This is a genomic window from Mycobacterium sp. 852014-50255_SCH5639931, from assembly GCF_001665605.1.
GTDB lineage: Bacteria > Actinomycetota > Actinomycetes > Mycobacteriales > Mycobacteriaceae > Mycobacterium > Mycobacterium paraffinicum.
The window spans coordinates 120,173-138,603 of the sequence record NZ_LZSV01000034.1 but is presented as its reverse complement, the minus strand read 5'-3'; the positions used below and the strand labels follow the sequence as shown (position 1 = coordinate 138,603).

The 18,431-nt window shown below is 67.1% G+C and carries 23 protein-coding genes; 10 read left to right on the top strand and 13 right to left on the bottom strand.

Going from position 1 to position 18,431, the window contains the following annotated elements:
- Together A5758_RS20275 and dtd are read right to left on the bottom strand one after the other, a co-directional pair.
- Positions 1–912 (bottom strand): class I SAM-dependent methyltransferase, encoded by a 912-nt coding sequence (locus A5758_RS20275; RefSeq protein ID WP_067743652.1) that lies wholly within the window; start codon positions 910–912, stop codon positions 1–3.
- 67 nt (positions 913–979) lie between these two features.
- Positions 980–1,411: a D-aminoacyl-tRNA deacylase gene (gene dtd / locus A5758_RS20270; RefSeq protein WP_067211019.1), complete on the bottom strand. Its 432-nt coding sequence runs from the start codon at positions 1,409–1,411 to the stop codon at positions 980–982.
- A 51-nt stretch (positions 1,412–1,462) separates the two neighbouring features.
- Here dtd and A5758_RS20265 point away from each other — a divergent pair, with 51 nt between their 5' ends.
- A complete protein-coding gene (locus A5758_RS20265; RefSeq protein WP_066954365.1) occupies positions 1,463–1,768 on the top strand; it encodes an MTH1187 family thiamine-binding protein in 306 nt (101 codons plus the stop codon).
- On the opposite strand, the gene A5758_RS20260 is transcribed toward A5758_RS20265, so the two are convergent.
- Positions 1,765–2,259: a macro domain-containing protein gene (locus A5758_RS20260; protein ID WP_082939786.1), complete on the bottom strand. Its 495-nt coding sequence runs from the start codon at positions 2,257–2,259 to the stop codon at positions 1,765–1,767. The genes A5758_RS20265 and A5758_RS20260 overlap by 4 nt on opposite strands.
- A gap of 34 nt (positions 2,260–2,293) precedes the next feature.
- On the opposite strand from A5758_RS20260, the gene A5758_RS20255 reads away from it, so the two are divergent.
- Positions 2,294–3,568, top strand: a complete 1,275-nt coding sequence (locus A5758_RS20255; protein ID WP_067743642.1) for a competence/damage-inducible protein A — start codon at positions 2,294–2,296, stop codon at positions 3,566–3,568.
- A 1-nt stretch (position 3,569) separates the two neighbouring features.
- Here A5758_RS20255 and A5758_RS20250 read toward each other — a convergent pair whose 3' ends face one another.
- Entirely contained in the window at positions 3,570–4,832 is a 1,263-nt protein-coding gene (locus A5758_RS20250) for a sialate:H+ symport family MFS transporter (protein WP_197503987.1), read from the bottom strand.
- Positions 4,833–4,884: 52 nt separating this feature from the next.
- On the opposite strand from A5758_RS20250, the gene A5758_RS20245 reads away from it, so the two are divergent.
- The 3 genes from A5758_RS20245 to A5758_RS20235 all read left to right on the top strand — a co-directional run bounded on the left by A5758_RS20245 (position 4,885) and on the right by A5758_RS20235 (position 6,730).
- Positions 4,885–5,952 carry an amidohydrolase family protein gene (locus A5758_RS20245; RefSeq protein ID WP_067743636.1) on the top strand — a complete coding sequence of 356 codons (1,068 nt, stop codon included), beginning with the start codon at positions 4,885–4,887 and terminating at the stop codon, positions 5,950–5,952.
- Positions 5,953–6,031: 79 nt separating this feature from the next.
- On the top strand, positions 6,032–6,271 hold the full coding sequence (locus A5758_RS20240; protein WP_067211003.1) for a hypothetical protein: 240 nt from the start codon (positions 6,032–6,034) through the stop codon (positions 6,269–6,271).
- 66 nt (positions 6,272–6,337) lie between these two features.
- Positions 6,338–6,730, top strand: a complete 393-nt coding sequence (locus tag A5758_RS20235; RefSeq protein WP_067211000.1) for a phage holin family protein — start codon at positions 6,338–6,340, stop codon at positions 6,728–6,730.
- Here A5758_RS20235 and A5758_RS20230 read toward each other — a convergent pair.
- From A5758_RS20230 to A5758_RS20205, 6 genes are all read right to left on the bottom strand, one after another.
- Positions 6,727–7,509: an enoyl-CoA hydratase/isomerase family protein gene (locus A5758_RS20230; protein ID WP_067210996.1), complete on the bottom strand. Its 783-nt coding sequence runs from the start codon at positions 7,507–7,509 to the stop codon at positions 6,727–6,729. The two genes, A5758_RS20235 and A5758_RS20230, sit on opposite strands and share 4 nt — an antisense overlap.
- On the bottom strand, positions 7,506–8,477 hold the full coding sequence (locus A5758_RS20225; protein ID WP_067743633.1) for an FAD-dependent oxidoreductase: 972 nt from the start codon (positions 8,475–8,477) through the stop codon (positions 7,506–7,508). The genes A5758_RS20230 and A5758_RS20225 overlap by 4 nt, the downstream gene beginning before the upstream one ends.
- Before the next feature lie 15 nt (positions 8,478–8,492).
- Positions 8,493–9,092, bottom strand: a complete 600-nt coding sequence (locus A5758_RS20220; RefSeq protein ID WP_197503986.1) for a hypothetical protein — start codon at positions 9,090–9,092, stop codon at positions 8,493–8,495.
- A gap of 104 nt (positions 9,093–9,196) precedes the next feature.
- The gene (locus A5758_RS20215; RefSeq protein ID WP_066954387.1) at positions 9,197–9,691 is read right to left on the bottom strand and encodes an SRPBCC family protein; all 495 of its coding nucleotides are present in this window, start codon (positions 9,689–9,691) and stop codon (positions 9,197–9,199) included.
- Positions 9,691–10,320, bottom strand: a complete 630-nt coding sequence (locus A5758_RS20210) for a nitroreductase family protein (RefSeq protein WP_067743630.1) — start codon at positions 10,318–10,320, stop codon at positions 9,691–9,693. The genes A5758_RS20215 and A5758_RS20210 overlap by 1 nt, the downstream gene beginning before the upstream one ends.
- A gap of 11 nt (positions 10,321–10,331) precedes the next feature.
- The gene (locus A5758_RS20205) at positions 10,332–10,814 is read right to left on the bottom strand and encodes a carboxymuconolactone decarboxylase family protein (RefSeq protein ID WP_067743627.1); all 483 of its coding nucleotides are present in this window, start codon (positions 10,812–10,814) and stop codon (positions 10,332–10,334) included.
- A 129-nt stretch (positions 10,815–10,943) separates the two neighbouring features.
- Between A5758_RS20205 and A5758_RS20200 the strand changes: the two genes are divergently transcribed.
- The 3 genes from A5758_RS20200 to A5758_RS20190 are packed head-to-tail and all read left to right on the top strand — an operon-like array spanning position 10,944 to position 13,815.
- Complete coding sequence (locus A5758_RS20200; protein ID WP_231987373.1) at positions 10,944–11,633, top strand: hypothetical protein; 690 nt, start codon at positions 10,944–10,946, stop codon at positions 11,631–11,633.
- Positions 11,634–11,643: 10 nt separating this feature from the next.
- Positions 11,644–13,086, top strand: coding sequence for a class I adenylate-forming enzyme family protein (locus A5758_RS20195; protein WP_067743620.1), 1,443 nt, complete (start codon positions 11,644–11,646; stop codon positions 13,084–13,086).
- 15 nt (positions 13,087–13,101) lie between these two features.
- Positions 13,102–13,815, top strand: a complete 714-nt coding sequence (locus A5758_RS20190; RefSeq protein WP_067210976.1) for a hypothetical protein — start codon at positions 13,102–13,104, stop codon at positions 13,813–13,815.
- Here A5758_RS20190 and A5758_RS20185 read toward each other — a convergent pair.
- Together A5758_RS20185 and A5758_RS20180 are read right to left on the bottom strand one after the other, a co-directional pair.
- Complete coding sequence (locus A5758_RS20185) at positions 13,801–14,775, bottom strand: nitronate monooxygenase family protein (RefSeq protein WP_067743617.1); 975 nt, start codon at positions 14,773–14,775, stop codon at positions 13,801–13,803. The genes A5758_RS20190 and A5758_RS20185 overlap by 15 nt on opposite strands.
- The gene (locus A5758_RS20180) at positions 14,772–15,164 is read right to left on the bottom strand and encodes a tautomerase family protein (protein ID WP_067743615.1); all 393 of its coding nucleotides are present in this window, start codon (positions 15,162–15,164) and stop codon (positions 14,772–14,774) included. The genes A5758_RS20185 and A5758_RS20180 overlap by 4 nt, the downstream gene beginning before the upstream one ends.
- A gap of 93 nt (positions 15,165–15,257) precedes the next feature.
- Between A5758_RS20180 and A5758_RS20175 the strand changes: the two genes are divergently transcribed.
- Positions 15,258–16,127 carry a LysR family transcriptional regulator gene (locus tag A5758_RS20175; RefSeq protein WP_067743606.1) on the top strand — a complete coding sequence of 290 codons (870 nt, stop codon included), beginning with the start codon at positions 15,258–15,260 and terminating at the stop codon, positions 16,125–16,127.
- Positions 16,128–16,157: 30 nt separating this feature from the next.
- Here A5758_RS20175 and A5758_RS20170 read toward each other — a convergent pair whose 3' ends face one another.
- On the bottom strand, positions 16,158–16,757 hold the full coding sequence (locus A5758_RS20170; protein WP_067743603.1) for a TetR/AcrR family transcriptional regulator: 600 nt from the start codon (positions 16,755–16,757) through the stop codon (positions 16,158–16,160).
- Positions 16,758–16,862: 105 nt separating this feature from the next.
- Here A5758_RS20170 and A5758_RS20165 point away from each other — a divergent pair, with 105 nt between their 5' ends.
- Positions 16,863–18,425: an NAD(P)/FAD-dependent oxidoreductase gene (locus A5758_RS20165; RefSeq protein ID WP_067743916.1), complete on the top strand. Its 1,563-nt coding sequence runs from the start codon at positions 16,863–16,865 to the stop codon at positions 18,423–18,425.
- Positions 18,426–18,431 lie beyond the last annotated feature (6 nt).

Sequence of the window (18,431 nt, the reverse complement as noted above, 5' to 3'; positions counted from 1 at the left end):
CTACCGCGTTGCCGTGATGTATTGGGACCGCATGAAACTGTCGATTTTGACGTCGACGTCGGCCGGGGTCATCCCGTAACCGGCCTGCAGGTCGAGCGTGTTGCGGACGGGGTCGACCGCCCACCCGTGCGCCGCCAGCCGTTCCGCGGGGTCGGTCTGCGGCTCGTAGGTCAGCGCGGAGAAATCGACGTCGCCGGACATGTTGACGCCGGGGTGCGCCGTCTCCAAGGCCTCAAGCTGGTCGTGGTCCAAACGGGATCCCAACGCGCCGATGGCAATCCGGCTGCCAGGCGCACTGAGTCCGCTGATCCGGGTGAAGAGCGTGTTCTGGGCCTCGTCAGTCAGGTACGGCAGAACTCCCTCCACCGACCAGGCGCTGGGGCGTTCCACGTCGAAGCCTGCGGCCTCCAGAACCCTCGACCAGTCGGTGCGCAGATCGGCGGGAACCTCTACCCTGGGGGCCTTGGGTTTGGCGCCGTGCTGGGCGAGCACGTGCGCCTTGAACTCCAACACCTTCGGTAAGTCGACCTCGAAAACCCTTGTGCCCTCTGTCCATTCGAGTCGATATGCGCGGGAGTCAAGGCCGGCGGCCACGATCACCGCCTGACGTATGCCGGCGGCGCCGGCGGCGACGAAGAAGTCGTCGAAGAAGCGGGTCTGTACGCCGTAGAGACGGGGGAAGGCCATCTCGTCTTCGGCGGTCCCCGGGTTGGCGAGCATCCCCGCCAAATACGGGTCCCTCGAGGCGTCGATGAAGACCTTGGCATAGTCGTCGCGGACCAACGGCTGCGGGCTCACGGCATGCAGCGCACGCCATCCAGCCACCAGCAAGGCGGTGTAGCCGACGCTGCTGACGATGTCCCAATGGTCATCGTCGGAACGGAGCGAGCCAAACTCGGGCGTCGCACTCATGGTCGCCCCTCCCGTTAACGATCGGTCACGAAAAATCGGCCTGCCCCAACGTACCTGCAATCGCGGGTCAGAGCTCCAGTAGCACGGTGACCGGGCCGTCATTGACCAATTCGACCTGCATGTTCGCGCCGAACACCCCGCTGTGGACCTCGGCGCCCAGCCGTTGCAACGCGTCGGCGAACGCCGCCACCAAGGGCTCGGCGACCGCACCCGGGGCGGCCGCATTCCAGGACGGTCGTCGGCCCTTGGCGGTGTCGGCATACAGGGTGAACTGGCTGACGACCAAGATCGGCGCGTTGACGTCGGCGGCTGACCGTTCGTCGGTGAGAATGCGTAGATACCAGAGCTTTTCGGCGAGCCGTCGCGCCTTGTCGGGATCGTCGCTGTGGGTGACACCGACGAAGGCCAGCAGGCCCTGACCGGCGGGCCGGATGGCGCCCACCACTTCACCGCCGACCGACACCGTCGCAGACGCGACCCGTTGCACCAAAACCCGCATGGGCCTTGATGCTGCCAGGCCAACACCCGAAAGGTTGGGTAGGCTCGTTGAGTGTCTGTGCTTGTCGCGTTCTCCGTCACGCCCATGGGTGTGGGCGAGGGTGTCGGCGAGATCGTCGCCGAAGCCGTTCGGGTGGTGCGCGATTCCGGCCTGCCGAATAAGACGGATTCGATGTTCACCGTGATCGAGGGTGAAAGCTGGGAAGAAGTCATGGCGGTCGTACAGCGAGCCGTCGAGGCGGTGGCCGCTCGCGCGCCCCGGGTCAGCACGGTGATCAAGGCGGACTGGCGGGCCGGTGTCAGCGACGCGATGACGCAGAAGGTTGCCTCCGTCGAGCGTTACCTCGAAGAGGATTAGCCGGCAACGGCGTCCCGGAACGCGCGCCCGGCCGCGTCGCCGTGCACGGCGAACACCACCTTCTCCAACGACTTCGCCTCGTGTCGCCGGACGGCGTCGACCATCAGCCTCGCCGCCTCATCCAGCGGGAAGCCGCCGACGCCGGTACCGAAGGCCACCAGGCCGAGGGTGCGACAGCCGAGCTCATCGGCCTTCCGCAGCGTGGAAGCGGTGGCCCGCGCGATGATCTCCGCCGAGGTGGGGCCGCCGAGCTCCATGGTCGCGGCGTGGATCACGTAGCGCGCCGGCATGTCGCCGGCCGTCGTCTCGACGGCATCCCCGAGCCCGATGGGCGCCTTCTCGGTCGATTCCCGCTGCAGGTTCGGGCCGCCGGCGCGGGCAATGGCCGCGGCGACACCACCACCGCGCCGCAGTTGCGTGTTGGCCGCGTTGGCGATCGCGTCGAGTTCGAGCTTGGTGACGTCGGCCTGCAAGACCTCGAGCTCGGTCATCGGCTCATTGTCTCTCAGCCCGGCCAGTAGGCTCATGGCGGTGAGTGCACGCGCAGGAATCGTCGTCACCGGAACCGAAGTCCTCACCGGGCGCGTCCAGGACGCGAACGGACCCTGGATCGCCGACCGCCTCTTGGAGCTGGGCGTCGAGCTGGCGCACATCACGATCTGTGGCGACCGCCCGGAAGACATCGAGGCGCAGTTGCGCTTCATGGCGGACCAGGGCATGGACCTGATCGTCACCAGCGGTGGCCTTGGTCCCACGGCCGACGACATGACCGTGGAGGTGGTGGCCCGGTTCTGCGACCGCGAGCTGGTGTTGGACGACGAGACCGAGAACAAGATCGCGAACATCCTCAAGAAGCTGATGGCGCGCTTCGAGGGCGTGGACTTCGAGGCGGTGCGCGCCGCCAATCGCAAGCAGGCGATGATTCCCGCCGGATCGCAGGTGCTCGACCCGGTCGGCACCGCGCCCGGCGTGGTCGTGCCCGGCAAGCCGACGGTCATCGTGCTTCCGGGGCCGCCGCGCGAGCTGCAGCCGATGTGGCACCGGGCCATCGAGACGCCCACGGCCCAGCAGGCGATCGCCGGCCGAACGCTCTATCGGCAGGAGACCGTGCGAATGTTCGGATTGCCCGAGTCGGGTCTGGCCGAGACGCTGCGCGAAGCTCAGGCGTCGGTGCCGGGCTTTGAGTCGCTCGAGATCACCACCTGCTTGCGGCGGGGCGAGGTCGAGATGGTCACGCGTTACGAGCCGGACGCGGCCGCCAGTTACGCGAAGCTGATCCAACTGGTGCGTGACCGCCACGCACAGCAGCTGTTCTCCGAAGATGGTTCGACCGTGGACGATCTGGTCGGCCAAGCGCTGGCCGGTCGTCGGATCGCGACGGCTGAATCCTGCACCGCGGGCCTGGTGGCGGCGCGACTGACCGACCGGCCCGGATCGTCGGAGTATGTGGCCGGCGGGGTGGTGGCCTATTCGAACGATGCGAAAGCGGAACTGCTGGGCGTCGATCCGGCGCTGATCGAGGCCCACGGCGCGGTGTCCGAGCCGGTGGCCGAAGCGATGGCGGCCGGGGCGCTACGCCGTTTCGGCGCCGACACCGCCGTCGCGATCACCGGAATCGCCGGCCCTGGCGGCGGCTCTCCCGAAAAACCGGTCGGGACGGTCTGTTTCACGGTGGAGCTTTCAAACGGTCGCCGGGACACCCGCAGGTTGCGGCTGCCCGGCAACCGCTCGGACATCCGGGAGCGCTCGACAACGGTGGCGATGCACCTGCTGCTGCGCCTGCTGAATCAGTCGGACTGACTCACGTCACTTCGGTTGGCAGGAAGGCGCTTTCGGCGGTGCCGAAACGAATTCCGGTGGCGTCCTTGCCGATCAGCGTCAGGAATGCCACCGCTATCAGCACCGGCACGATCGTCACCGCTAGGGCAAAGGGATAGCCGTGCGACTCGGCCAGCCGTTCCTGGATGGGGAGGTTGAACGCGGCCAGCAGGTTCCCGAGCTGGTAGGTGATGCCGGGGTAGAGGCCGCGGATGGCGTCCGGCGACATCTCGGTCAGATGGGCGGGAATCACACCCCACGCGCCCTGTACGAACAGCTGCATGAGGAACGAGCCGAGGCACAGCATCGCGGCGGCGCGCGAGTAGGCGAACAGCGGAACGATCGGCAGTCCCAACAGCGCGCAGAAGATGATGGTGTAGCGGCGGCTGAATCGCTGCGACAGCGTGCCGAAGAACAGGCCGCCGATGATGGCGCCGAGGTTGTAGACGATGACGATCCACTTGACCGTCACGCTGGACAGTGCGGCGCCGTGGTTGGCGGTCGATGTCAGGAAGGTCGGGTAGACGTCCTGAGTGCCGTGGCTCATCCAGTTGAAGGCCGTCATCAGCAGCACCAAATAGAAGAACCGGCGGATGATCGCCCCGTCGCGCAGCACGTCGCGGATCCTGGTGCTGGTCAGCTTCATCTGGTCCTGTGCGGCCTCCCAGACCTCGGACTCCTCCACCCGGTACCGGATGATCAGGCTGACCAGCGCCGGGATGATGCTCAGCGCGAAGAGCCACCGCCAGGACAGCCCCAGCCAGTTCATCACCACCAGCGAGGCGACGCTCGCCAACAGGTAGCCGAACGCGTAACCCTCCTGCAGCAGCCCCGAGAAAAACCCGCGTCGCTCGACCGGCACCTTCTCCATGGCGAGCGCGGCCCCAAGACCCCACTCGCCGCCCATGCCGATGCCGTACAGCAGGCGCAGGATGACCAGCACGGTGAAGTTGGGCGCGAACGCGCACAGGAAGCCGACCACGGAGTAGAACATCACGTCGACCATCAGCGGCAGCCGCCGACCGACGCGGTCGGCCCACAGCCCGAACAGCAGCGCGCCGACGGGACGCATGATCAGGGTAGCCGTGGTGACGAACGCGACCTCCGCCTTGCTGTGGTGGAAAGTCTTTGCGATGTCGGCGTAGACGAGGACGACGATGAAGTAGTCGAAGGCGTCCATCGTCCAGCCCAACATCGCCGCGATGAATGAGTTTCGCTGATCGGCGGTCAACCGTTGAGTTGTCACGTCAGCATCGTGCAGTACCGGGCGCGATGGCGCGAGAGTAAGTTGCGAATACATGCGCATCATCGACGCCGACGGACACGTTGCCGAGAACCCCTCGTTGGCAATCGAAGCGATCAAACGTTGGCCGCAGCATGTCAAGCCCAGCACCGACGGTCGGCTGCGGCTGACGTTCGAAGGCCGCAACTATCCGGAGGATCAGGGCCCGGGCGCCGGGTGTCCGCCCGAGCATGGCATCAGCAAAGCGCCGGACATCAACTGCCGGTCGACCGAAGGCGTGCTGGGGGACGCCGATCGCGACCACATCGACACCATGGTGTTGTACCCCAGCCTGGGGCTGTGCGCCCCGACGCTCGAGGATCCCGAGTTCGGGGCGGGATTCTCCCGGCTCTATAACCAGTGGATCGCGGATTATTGCGCCCCGTCGGGTGGACGGCTGCGCGGCGTCGCGGTAACCCCCATCGAGCACGGCCAGGCGGCGATCGACGTCATGACCGAAGCGAAAGAGCTTGGGCTGGTGGCGACTCTGGTTCCGCCGGCGCTCAAGACGCGTAACCTCGACCACCCCGACCTGGACCCCTTTTACGCCGCCGCGGTCGACCTCGACATGCCGCTGGGCATTCACGGCGCCCCGGGCATCCATCTGCCGAAGATCGGTGTCGACCGCTTCACCAATTACATTCAGGTGCACTGCATTAGTTTCCCGTTCGATCAGATGACGGCCATGACGGCACTGGTCTCCGGCGGGGTCTTCGAGCGCCACCCGCGGTTGCGGGTCGCCTTCCTCGAAGCGGGCGCGGGCTGGGTCCCGTTCTTCATGGATCGCCTGCGCGAGCACTACGAGAAGCGCGGCGACTGGGTCGAACGCGGCTGGCGGCGCGACCCGCACGAGTACCTGTCCGCCGGCAACATCTGGGTGACGTGCGAGCCGGAGGAACCGATCCTGCCCGGGGTGATCGACGTGCTCGGCGCCGACTTCATCATGTTCGCCAGCGACTACCCCCACTGGGACGGTGAATGGCCGGAAAGCACCAAGCACCTGCGGACCCGCCCGGATATCAGCGAAGAGGCCCGCGAAAAGATCGGCGGGCTCAACGCCCAGCGCTTCTACAACTTAAATTAAGCGGCCGCGCAATCCTCGTGGCGGTCGGCCCGATAGCCTCAGGACAAAGCCGGGGATTTTTGGAAGGCGACGATCTCAGATGAGTGACAAATGGTTCTCCGATAGCAGCGCGCCGGGTCAGTTGACCCTCGCCGATCTGTGCGACCAGATCGAGCAGAAGATGCACCTCAACGCCGACAATCAGAAAGCTCCGCAGGAGTTCCCCGATTGGCAGTCGTGTGTGGCGGATCGGGACGCGACGATCCACAAATTGAGCGCGGCCGTCGTCAACCTGTGCCAGATGGTGAAGTACCTGTCGTCGCAGCGCGGCGACGCTTAGCGAGGAATATCAGCATTCAACTCAACAGGCTGCCCTTCGCGCACGCCTGGTGAGAGGATCTTGGGCATGGGCCCTTTCCTGCTTCGCGCCGCACTGACCGGTTTCGCGCTATGGCTGGTCACAAAATTCGTCCATGGGATCACGTTCGTCGGCGGTGACACGAAGCTGGAACGGGTCGGCATCATCTTCGTCGTCGCCGTCATCTTCGGTCTGGTCAACGCGTTCATCAAGCCGATCGTCCAGTTCTTGTCGATCCCGCTGTACATCCTGACCCTGGGGCTGTTCCATGTCGTCGTCAACGCGCTGATGTTGTGGATCACCGCCCGGATCACCGAGCACACCACACATTGGGGTTTGCAGATCGATCATTTCTGGTGGACGGCGATCTGGGCCGCGATCGTGTTGTCCATCGTGAGCTGGGTGCTGTCGCTGATCATTCGGGACGTCAGCCGGCGCTAGCGGCCCTGCCACCGCGGCGGACGCTTCTCGGCAAAGGCCCGCGGCCCCTCCTTGGCGTCCTGGGTCTCGAAAATGCGGTCGCTGTGCCGGGTTTCGTTGTCGTACGCCGACGCGAGGTCGAGTGCCAGGCCCTCGACGGCCGACTGCTTGGTCGCGAACACCGCGAGCGGCGCGTTCGCCGCGATGCGCTCGGCGTAGTCGTACGCGGTATCCATCAGCCGTTCCGGCGGGACGACGCGGTTGATCAGCCCCATCGCCAGCGCGCGCTGCGCGTCCACCATGTCGGCGGTCAGCAGCAACTCCATCGCCAGCGGATAGGGCATCTGACGCGGCAACCGCACGGTGCTGCCGCCACCGGCGAAAAGGCCCCGCTTGGGTTCCATCACCGCGAATCGCGCGGCGGGCACGGCGACCCGGATGTCGGTGGAGCTCAACATTTCAAAGCCGCCCGCGACGCAAGTGCCGTTGACCGCGGCGATGATCGGCTTGTAGACGGGGAAGCGGTGCAGGACGGCGTGGATGGCGTCGTCCTTGTTCCACCCTTCGGGCTGCGGCAGGTCGCCGGTGAGTTCAGGGATGAACTTCTTGAGGTCGGCGCCGGTGCAAAAGTCTTGCGCCACACCGGTGATCACCGCCACCCAGGCGCTGGCGTCGTCGCGGAACGCCGCCCACGCGTGGGCCAGGTCGCGGAAGTGTTCCATGTCCAGCGAGTTGCGGGTTTCGGGACGGTTGATCGTGATGGTGACGATGTGGGCGTCCAACCTGTAGTCGATGCTCACAGCGCCTCCCGCTGACCGGCGAGGCGGACCACGTCGCGCGCGCAACCCCACGACAAGGTCACGCCGTTGCCGCCGTGGCCGTAGTTGTGGATGCACCGGGCACGTCCCAGCGCCTCGGCCTGCACCCGCACCGAGGGGCGGTCGGGACGCAGCCCGGTGATGATCTCCATCACCTCGGCTTCGGCGAGCCGTGGCTCGATCTGTCGGCAGCGGTGCAGGATTCGTTCGGTCACGTCGGGGTCCGGGGTGGTGTCCCTGCGGCCGGGGATGCTGATGCCGCCGCACACGACGCGCTGTGGGTGGGGGAAGTAGCAGGTCCATTCCGGCCCGCCGTTGATTTCCAGAAACAGTTGCCGCAGACCGGGATTGGTGAGTACGACGTGTTGGCCGAACAGCGGGCGCAGCGTGTCGTCGCCGGTCAGGGATCCGGCGGCCAGACCGGCGCAGTTGACTACGATCGGCGCGGCATCGGCGACCTCGGCCAGTGACCGCACCGGTTGCTCCTCGATTGCGCAGCCGGCCGCGGCGAGCCGCCGGGTGAGGTAGTCGAGATAGTGCGGCATGTCGATCATCGGCAACGTGGCGCGAAAGCCGTTGCCAAAGCCGCCCGGAAGGTCGGCGGAGTCGGCGGGGCGCAGGTCGGGGATCAACGCCGCGGCGGACGACATCGCCTCGGCCGCAGTCAGTTCACCGACCGCCATCGCGGGCGACAGTTGAACGCCCGAGTCGGCGTCGTCCGCGAGTTCGCGGAAGACCCGCAGGGAGTGCTCGGTCCAATCCAGCGTGTCGCTTGCGCGCTCCGCCGGCCGTGGCGGCAGCCATACCGCGCCCGCCACCTTCGAGGTCGTGTGCTGTGGCGTGGCGGCTGTCCAGACTCGCACCGACCAGCCGGCCTCGGCCAGGCACACGGCCGACGTCAGACCGCTGACACCGGCACCGACGACGACAGCTTGTTGCGCACTGGCCACGGCCCGTGAGGACCGTCAGTTGTGGGGCGCGGGCGAGGGCGGCTGTTGCCCGCCCTGGCCGCCGCCGAGCAGGCCGTTGAGGAGGCCGAGCGTGCTCTGCACTCCCGCCGGCGGTGTAGTCGGCGGCAGGGCGGCGTCCGGGGTCAGCTGCCACGGCTGACAACCCGACGTCTTGAACGCCTTGTCGGTCGGGTCGATCTGCACCACCTGAGGCTTCTTGCTCATCGAATTGTCGATGATGTTGCCGTCCGGATTGCTCATCCGCTTCCAGTAGCAGGTGCCGTTGTCGAGGGGCCCCCCGGAGCTGTAGATGCCCGGCACGATGTCGGACCCGACGTTGTAGATGCCGTCCTTGTCGATGCTCGTCTTCGGTTCCGGTGCCGGCGAGGCGGCCGGTGAGGCCCCAGCAGACGGCGAGGGAGAGGCGGCCGGTGAGGGCGCCGACGAGGCCGCGGGAGAGGGTGCCGGTGAGGCCGACGACGGTGGCGGTCCGGGTGCGGGTCCCGTCGGGTCCGGGTCGGCACCCGCGACGCCCACCGACACTGCCCAGCCCGCAATCATCAACCCCGCGACGGCCAACCGTCCGGCCGTAAATACGCCAGCCTCAAACCCCATAGCACGTCAGCGTACCGGGCTGAACAGCCAAATTCACGCAAAGCGGCATCCGCCGGCCGGCACCCCCGGATACGTAACCCATGGTCACGGCGCCCAACGAACCCTCAGGGGAGCCGCCGCACGCGGCCGGCGTAGCCGAGCGCGTGCTCGTACGTATCGAGGTTGTCTCGAGAAATCTTCGCGTGCACCGGGCGTTCGAGGAAGAACCGCAGCAGCGGGTTGTAGGCGTGATAGGTCTCGTGGAAGGTCAGCACCGTGGTGCCGTCGGGCTGCTCCTCAAGCCGGTGATAACCCTCGGCCCGCGACCACAGCGGCGCGCCGACGGCCACGTAGCGTGACAGCTTGTTGGTTTCGGCCTCGGTGACGGTCTCCCACGACCGCGCCCGGCCTCCAGACAGCAGGTACTTGGGCACCGGGTAGACGCAGGTGCGGACCAGGCCCTCGCCGGCCTCGTTGCCCTCGTTGAGGATCTCCATGCTGCCGGTGGGCCATTTGAGGACTCGGGGCCGCGGCGCGTTGGGCGGTGCGGGCGGATGCAGCACCCGCCACACCTTCGCCGGCGGTGCATCGACGTGGAATCGCACGGTGTAGGACTGCATCAGCCGTCTCCCCAGCTATCCCAGAACGTCACGGTTTCCGCGGGCGGGCGCGTGGCCGGCCGGAAGTCGGTGCCGATCGTGTAGGCCACCGGGAACAGCGCGGCCTGCGTCACCGTGTCCGGGATACCGAGCAATTGGGCCACTTCCCGTTCCTTGGCCAGATGCATCGTCGTCCACACCGATCCCAGCCCCCGCGACCGCAGGGCGAGCAGGAAACTCCAGCCGGCCGGGATGATCGACGCCCAGGCCGACGCGGCGGTCAGCAGAGTCGAATTGTCGATGCGGTTCGCCAGGCACGGGATCACGTGCACGGGGACCTTACCCAGCGTGTCGGTCAGGGCCAGCGCGCCGGCGTACACGCGCTGGGTCTGCGGATCGGACGCCTGCTTGGTCGCGTAAGCAAGGTATTCGGCGCCGATGCTGCGATAGATCTCGCCGATAGCGGCGCGCTTGTCGGCGTCGGTGATCACCAGCCAGCGCCAGTCCTGCGCGTTGCTCGCCGTGGGCGCCTGCATCGCCAGCCGAATGCACTCGAGGATCACCTCGCGGCCGACCGGCCGGTCCAAGTCGAGGCGCTTTCGCACCGACCGCGTCGTCGTCAGTAATTCGTCGACGGTCGCCAGGTCCATTCGGTTCCTTACTAGAGATCGATTGCGCAGGACTGGTCGACGCCCAGCACGGTCAACGAGCGTCCCAGGCCCAGAAATACCGCGACGCAGAGGGTGAGATCGAGGATCTCGGGGTCGGAGAACGACTCGCGCAGCCGCCCGAAGAAGGCGTCGTCCAGCGAGGCATGGTCGGTGGCGAAGCGCTCGGCGTACTCGATGGCAAGCCGTTGGCGGGGCGTGTAACCCGGGTAGCTGGCGTACGCCGCGACGTTGTCGTAAAGCTCCGGCGCCACGCCGGCGTCCAGCACCGACTGGGCCCGAAAGCCCGAGCAGGCGACGCAGTCGTTGATCTGGGCGATGCGCATCCTGGCCAGCTCGCGCTCATCGGCCGGCAGAACGCTCTGCTGGTATGCGCCGCGGATCATCCGCTCGACCATGTCGCCGAGTTGCGGCCGCAGCGTCCAGATCATGGCGGCTTCGCCGCCGGGGCCATCCGGCACGTTGAGACGGGCCATCGGCGACTCCTGCCCGGTGAGTTAATTACTGAGTCGAGCAAACCAGTTCGCAACTCGGCTGTCCAGGGCGCGATCGCAGACCTGTAGACCCGGGAACGCGTTCGGGGTTACCGTCTCGACGTGCTGTTCATGCACGAGGTGCACAAGGTGCGCGGCCGCTGCGAAGACGATTTCGAGGCCGCGTTCCGGCAGGGCTGGATGCCCATGCTCGCCGCCGGTGACGACGCCCGGTTGCTCTGGTATGCCGACCACGCCCAGGGCAGCGGACCGTCCTACACCGTCGTGACCGTCACCGCCGTTCGGGACGGGCCGGCGTGGGAGCGCCTTGCGCTCCGGGTGCAACAGGGTGATCTGCAGGCGTGGATGCGCGAGCTGGACGACCTGCGCTACGACGTCGAGGCCAAACTGCTGGCGCCACTGCAGTGGTCGCCACTGCAGGAAATCACGTCGCAGGAGGTGCCGGTCGACGGCCGGGAGCACGAACTCACCCTCTACATGGAAGACACCATGTGGCCCTATCCGGACAAGTTCGAGGAATACATCGCTCGCAGCGGCGACGTGTATGCCCAGAACCTCCAGCGGCCATCGTCAATGCTGGTGATCCAGGCGGCTTTTCAGCCCGCGCTGGGCAGCCACCTGCACCGGGAGGTCGTCCTGATGCAGCGCATTCAGCGGCCCGACCAGCTGCTCGGGCTGCTCCAGACCCGGATTCCAGCCGAATACCGCGCCCCGGGCACCTGGATGCACGACGCCCTCGACCTGCGCGACCAATGGACCAGCCGGCTGCTGCGCACCTCCGCATGGTCACCCTTCTACTGAGCCGCACACGATGACTATCGCAACGATGCTCGAGGCCGCCGCCAATGGCGATCCCGCCCGCGTTGCGCTCATCGTCGATGGGCATTCGATCGGCTACGGCGAGCTGGCGACCACCGTGGACTGGTGCGCCGCCGGCCTGGCCGAACGCGGTGTAGCCGCCGGCCAACGCGTCGCCGTCGTCGACGGCGGAAGTGTGCTCTCGATCGCGACGGTGTTGGGGGCGGCCCGCATCGGTGCCGCGGCAGCGCTGATGAACCCTGCGCTGACCCCGTCCGAACTCCACAGGCTTTTGACGAGCGCGGGCTGTGCCGAGGTGGCCGTGGCGGGGGAGCCGTACGCCGAGCGGCTCCGCGAGGCCGGTGCGCCGGCGGTGGTCACGGGGAGCGATCTGCTGGAGGGCCCCGGCGGGTTGGCGCCGCCGGCCGGCGACGACGCTGGCCGCGACGCCTTGGTCTTGTTCACCAGCGGGACGACGGGACTCCCGAAGGCCGTCGGCATCAGCGGCCGGCAGCTGACAAAGCGGATCAAGGGGATGGCGGCACCGTTCCGGGCCGACGCCAGACCCTCGGTGGGGATGATGTGCGTCCCGTTCTTCCATGTCGGGGGCGCGCTGGGCACGCTCGGCAGTTTGTACTCGGGCAACACGTCGGTGGTACAGCAGCGATTTGACGCGGGCGAGTGGTTGCGCCTGGTGTCCGAGCATCGGGTGAGCACCACGTTCCTGGTTCCCGCGATGCTGCAGCGCATCCTCGACCATCCCGACTTCGCCGCCGCCGACTTGTCGTCTCTGGTCGCCGTCGCCTACGGCGCCGCTGCCGCACCCATCAGTTTGGTGCGCCGGGCGATGGACGCCCTCCCACATGTGGCGTTCGCCAACGTATTCGGGCAGACGGAGACCCTCGGCGCCTACACGACGCTGCTGCCCGCCGATCACCGCGATCCGGCCCACGCGGGATCGGTCGGCCGGCCGCTGCCCGGTGTCGACGTGCGAGTGGTGGACCCCGAGACGGGAGAGGACGTCGAGCCGGGAACGGTCGGCGAGTTGTGGGTGAACACCGCCCAGAACGTCACCGAAGGTTGGCTGCGCACCGGTGACCTCGCCCGCCAAGACCCCGACGGCTACCTCTTCCCGAGCGGACGGCTCAGCGACACCATCAACCGTGGCGGCGAGAAGTTCGGGCCGATCGAGGTGGAGGAAGCGCTTCGTTCGCACCCGTCGGTGCGCGACGTCGCGGTCGCCGGAATCCCCGACGAGGAGCTCGGCCAGCGAGTGGGGGCGGCCGTGATGGCGTGCGCGCCAGTGACTCTCGAACAGCTGCGAACACACTGTCGCGAGTTGATCGCCTACTTCAAGCTGCCCGAGCGGCTGGCGATCGTCGAGCACATCCCCTACAGCTCGACCGGCAAGGTGAACCGCCGCGAGCTCGCCGCGCTGATCGCCGAAGACGCTTGACGGCAAGGAGTTCCGATGCTGTTCCTACACGAGACCCACAAAGTGGTCGGCGCGCGGCAGGACGAATTCGAGGCCGCTTACCGCGAGGGCTGGATGCCGATGCTCGCCGCCGGTGACGACGCCCGGCTGCTCTGGTACACCAATCACGCCCACGGTTCGGGGCTGTCCTACAACGTGGTCACCATCACCGGCATCGTCGACGGTGCGGCCTGGGAAAGGCTGGCTCGCCGAGCCCAACGCGGCGACCTCCAGCCGTGGATGCGTGAAATGGACAACCTGCGCCACGAGGTGACGGGCAAGCTGCTGTTGCCGGTCGCCTGGTCACCGCTGCAGACCGTCGACCTGGCGACGGTGCCCACCGACGGTGCGACCCACCCCCTGAGCCTGTTCATGGAAGACACCGGCTGGCCCGACGCCGCGCTCGATGACTACATCCGGATGTGGGACGAGATCTATTACCGGCTGCTGTCCAAAGCCCCAAAAGAGATGCGGATCCTCGATATTCAAGCGTGCTTTCAGGTCGCCCACGGTAGTCACCGCCGACGAGAAGCGATGCTGTGGCAGAAGATTGAAAACTTCAACAACTATGCAGCGCTCGTCCACCTGCTGACAACCGAGACTGCCCCAGAGCACCGGAAGCCCGGCAGCTATATGGTCGAGGCGCTGAAATACCGCGACCAGTGGGAAAGCCGCCTGCTGCGCACATCCGACTGGTCACCCCTGTACTGAATCCTTATTGAGGATTCGCGCCGCGTCGCGGACCATGTCGTGCACGATGTCAGCGGCCGGCCGGACATCGTTAATGAGTCCCACGCCCTCACCGACGAGTACGGCGGCTGTGTCGAAATCCTCAGCAACGAAAGCCTTTTCGTAGTCGGCCACGGCTTCGGGCAGCTCCACCGCCAGCTGGTCCTCGTTGCCATGCCACCTGTCGAGAAAGGCGTTGCCCAGCGCTCGGGCGTTGTATCCGGCCGGCCAATCCAGCCGCCGCACAAGGTCGTAGGCGCGCGTGCGAACGGTGTCGTCGCCGGTGGCCGAGAGCGCCCGCTCGTGCGCGCGGGGGGACACCAACGCCTCCGGGGACGCCCAGAACCTGGTGCCCACGAGCGCGCCGTCCGCGCCGAGCGCCAGCGCGGCGGCCAGGCCGCGCCCGTCGGTCACCCCGCCCGCGGCCAGCACGAGCGTGTCCGGTGCGCGGGCGGCGGCGAGGTCGACGACGTCGGGCACCAGCGTGAAGGTGGACCGGACGGTCATGCCGTGGCCGCCGGCCTCCCCGCCCTGCGCCACCACCACGTCGGCGCCGGCGTCCAGGGCCTGGCGCGCGTGGTCGAGCGTCTGCGCCTGCGCGATGAGGGGAACACCGGCGGCGCGGATGCGGTCGGCGAACGGCTGCAGGTCACCGAAGGACAGCATGATCGCGGCGGGCCGCCGGGCCAGGGCCTCGTCGAGCAGCTCGGGTTGGCGGGCCAGGCTCCAGGTGATGAACCCGCAGCCCACGTCAGCCCCGTCGGCTCGGTCGAATTCGCGCCGCAGCCATTCCGCGTCGCCGTAGCCGCCGCCGATGAGGCCCAGGCCACCGGCCGACGTCACCGCCGCCGCCAGCCGGCCACCGGAGATCATCGCCATCGGGGCTAGCACGATGGGGTGTTGGATGCCGAAGAACTCCGTGAGCCGGGTGTCGAGACTCATGTCAGCTCGCCGGTGAGAAACTGTGCCCGGCCATGGCCGAAAGACCAATCCTCGTCGCCATTTTCGGTGATCGAGACGATCAGGTCGGCCGGGTCGAGGCCGCACCGCTCGGCCAGGTTGGTCGCCAGCAGCTCGTAGAATTTCTCCTTCATCGCCCGCGTGCGCCGCCGGCTCACCACGTTGACGATCACCTGGTGCGACGAGCGGCTGATGCCGAGACCGGTATCCCAAGCGACGATTTCGTGGGCGGGATGGTTGCGCACCACCTGATAGCGGTCGCGCGGCGGCACCCCGAACGCTTCGACGACGGACTCGTGAACCGCGTCGAGCAAGGCCCCGACCTCCGACGGCGTGCGGCCCTCGATGAGGTCGATGTAAAGCAGTGGCATTTCGTCTCCTCTGTCTATGTCCTTGGCTATGACGTTAGGTCCGTCGAGATGGCCTGTGAAATGCCTGCTGTAATCGATCTATGCTTGTCAGGCATGGGCGCATTGGCGAGCGGTCGGATTGAGTTGCGCCACCTCCGGGCGTTCGAGGCGGTGGCGCGACTGCAGTCGTTCACGCGGGCCGCCGACGAACTTCGCATCACCCAACCGGCGCTCAGCCGCACCATTCGCCAACTGGAAGATGCGCTCGGCGTGACGCTGGTGGACCGCACCTCGCGGCACGTCGAGACCACCCAGGCCGGACGGACTTTCCTCGACCACGTCGAACGGGTCCTCGCCGAGCTCGAGCGGGCGTTCGGCGCCGTACGCCGGCAGGCGAGCATCGGCCTCGGATTCAGCTGGCTGCTGCCCGACCCGTGGGCGCAGGACACCGTCGCCCGCTTCGAGCGGGCCACCGGGACCACGGTCAGGCTGGTCCGCACCGACGATGCGCTGAGCGCCGTCCAGCAGGGCAGGGTCGACGTCGCCGTCGTCCGCGGTCAGGTGACGGCTACCCAGGTGCGGGTGGTGCACCTGTTCGACGAGTCCCGTGTGGCCGTGTGTTCGGTCCACTCGCAGCTGGCGACCAGATCGGAGCTGGACTGGGCCGAGGTCCCGCAGTGGCCGCTGGTCGTCAACACCGCCAGCGGGACCACCGGGCCATGGTCGTGGCCGGCGGGCGAGGGACCGAAAACGGTCGTTGAGACAACCAATTTCGACGAGTGGCTCGAATCCGTCGCGGCCGATCGCGGGATCGGTGTGATCCCCGACGTCGCGGTACGGCGCAACATCCACCCCGGCGTCCGGTTCGTCGCGCTGCGCGGAGCCCCCACGAGCCCGGTCTCGATAGCGTTCCTGCCGCGCGCCCGCAACGCCGTGCTGCGCCGCTTCGTCGAGGCGGCCGTCCAGAGCGCGCAGAACGTCTGAATGTGAGCTCAGCGCGGGAAGCCCAACGGATCAGGCGAGCGGCGCAAAACCCGAGCGCAGCAGCTCCAGGCTGGACACGACGAGTTCGCCGAGGTCGCCCCTGCAGCCGTTGCGGCCCCAATTCTCCACTGCCACAACAAGCGCAGCGGCCAGGGCGGAACCGGTCACCTCGGCGAGCAGATCGACGTTCGCCACGCCCGGGTTTCGATCCCTGACGAAATCGGTCAGCACCCGGGCGAACGACGACTGCACGACGCGCAGATGGCTCGCGATGCGCTCCGCGCTGATCAACTCCGCGCGGGCCGTCGCGGCCTGGCGGACCACTTCGAGGTCGTGCGGGAAGGCCGCGACGCTCGCCAGCACCGCATCGAACAGCGACTCGGACGCGGGACGGTCGGCGAGCGCCTCGGCCAGCCATGCCAGCTGCGTCTCGTAATCCTGGAAGAGCACCGCCTCCTTGGTGGGGAAGTGGCGAAAGAAAGTCCGTTCGGTTACGCCGGCCTCCCGGGCCAGTTCGGTCACGGTTACGTTGGTAAACCCTTTGCGTGCAAAGCTTTTCAATGCCGCTTGGCGCAGCGCCTCGTGCGTCGATCGTCGGCGTAGCTCATGACGGTTCGTCGGCGCGTTCATCCCCCCGGAATGGTATCCCAGCCGGCCGAAATTTGTCAGAACTGACATCTTCCTATCATGTCAGTACTGACATATCCTTGTCACGCGCCAATGAGGGAGGACGCCATGTCGGACTACGACGCGATCGTCGTGGGAGCGGGCCACAACGGACTTACCGCGGCCGCGGTACTGCAGCGTGCGGGCCTGCGGACGCTGTGCCTGGAAGGCAACACCTATGCGGGAGGCATGGCGGCGACCGTCGAACTGATCGACGGCTTCCGGTACGAGATTGCCGGCTCCGTCCAATTCCCGACGGCGAGCCAGATCACCAAGGATCTCGGGCTGGACACCCTGCCCACGGTGGAGCCGGAGGTGATGTCGACCAACATCGGCGATCACGGCGAGGAGCCGATGATCTTCTACCGCGACCCGATGCAACTGATGACGCACCTGGGCTCCAAGCACGGCATCGAGGCCGTCACCGGCATGGCCGAACTGATCGGCTGGAGCCAGGGACCCGCAAAGGCACTGGGCCGCTTCGACGTTCGCACGCCACCCAAAACCCTCGACGAGATGTACGCGTGCGCGGCAAACGACGCGGAACGACGCGCGATTCACGAGATGTTGTTCGGGTCGGCGATGGACGTCATCGACCGCTACCTGCCCGACAAAGACAAGCACGCGGTCATGCGGGGGATGCTCGCGTTCCTGGCCGTCAACTCCACCTACCGCGGCCCCTACACGCCGGGCAGTGCCACCTGCCTGGCATTCGCTCTGGCGGTGCCGGACGACAGCACGGCGATGATGACCAAACTCAAGGGCGGCATCGGTGCGCTCACCGAACACCTGCGTGAGCTCTTCGTCTCCCACGGCGGTGAAATCCGCTTCCGCAGCAAGGTGGAGGAAATCCTCGTCGACCACGGCGCCGTGACCGGGGTGCGGTTGCGCGACGGCTCGACGATCACCGCGCCGATCGTGGTCTCCAACCTCGCGCCGGACGTCACGCTCACCGAGCTGATCGCCCCCGAACACGTGCCGGGGGAGCTGATCTCACGTCTTTCCGGCCGAGACCACCGCGCGTCGTTCGTGCAGATCCACTTCGCCCTCGACGGGCTGCCCGAATTCGCCCCGCCCTATGAGTTTTTGAACGAGGAAGGCATGCAGCAGTCGGTCGGGATTTTCGGGGCGCCGGAGGAACAACAGCTGAACTGGGAGAACTGCCGTCGGGGTGTGGTGCCGGACAACCCGTCGATGGGGATGCAGATTCCGTCCGTGCACGATCCGGGCATGGCGCCGCCCGGTAAGCACGCCGCGAGCGCCTACGCGTACGCCTTCCCGGTCGAAGTCGACCGCCAGGACCATGGACAACTCAAAAATGTTATGGCACAGCGTGTTATCGACAAGATCACCCGGTTGGCCCCGAATTTCAAGGACATCGTGATCCGCCACATCACGTTTGCGCCCTACCACATGAACACGATGTTCGGGGCGCCCGCGGGCGACTTCTGCCACGGGCTGCTGCATCCGGACTTGATGGGCCCGAACAGGCCCGGCCCCAAGGGATTCCTCGACTTTCCGATTCCCATCGAAGGGCTCTACCTCGGCGGTGCGGGATGCCACGGCGGGCCCGGCATCACGTTCACACCCGGCTATAACGCCGGCTATCAGGCCCTCGACGATATGGCCTGAGGGCGG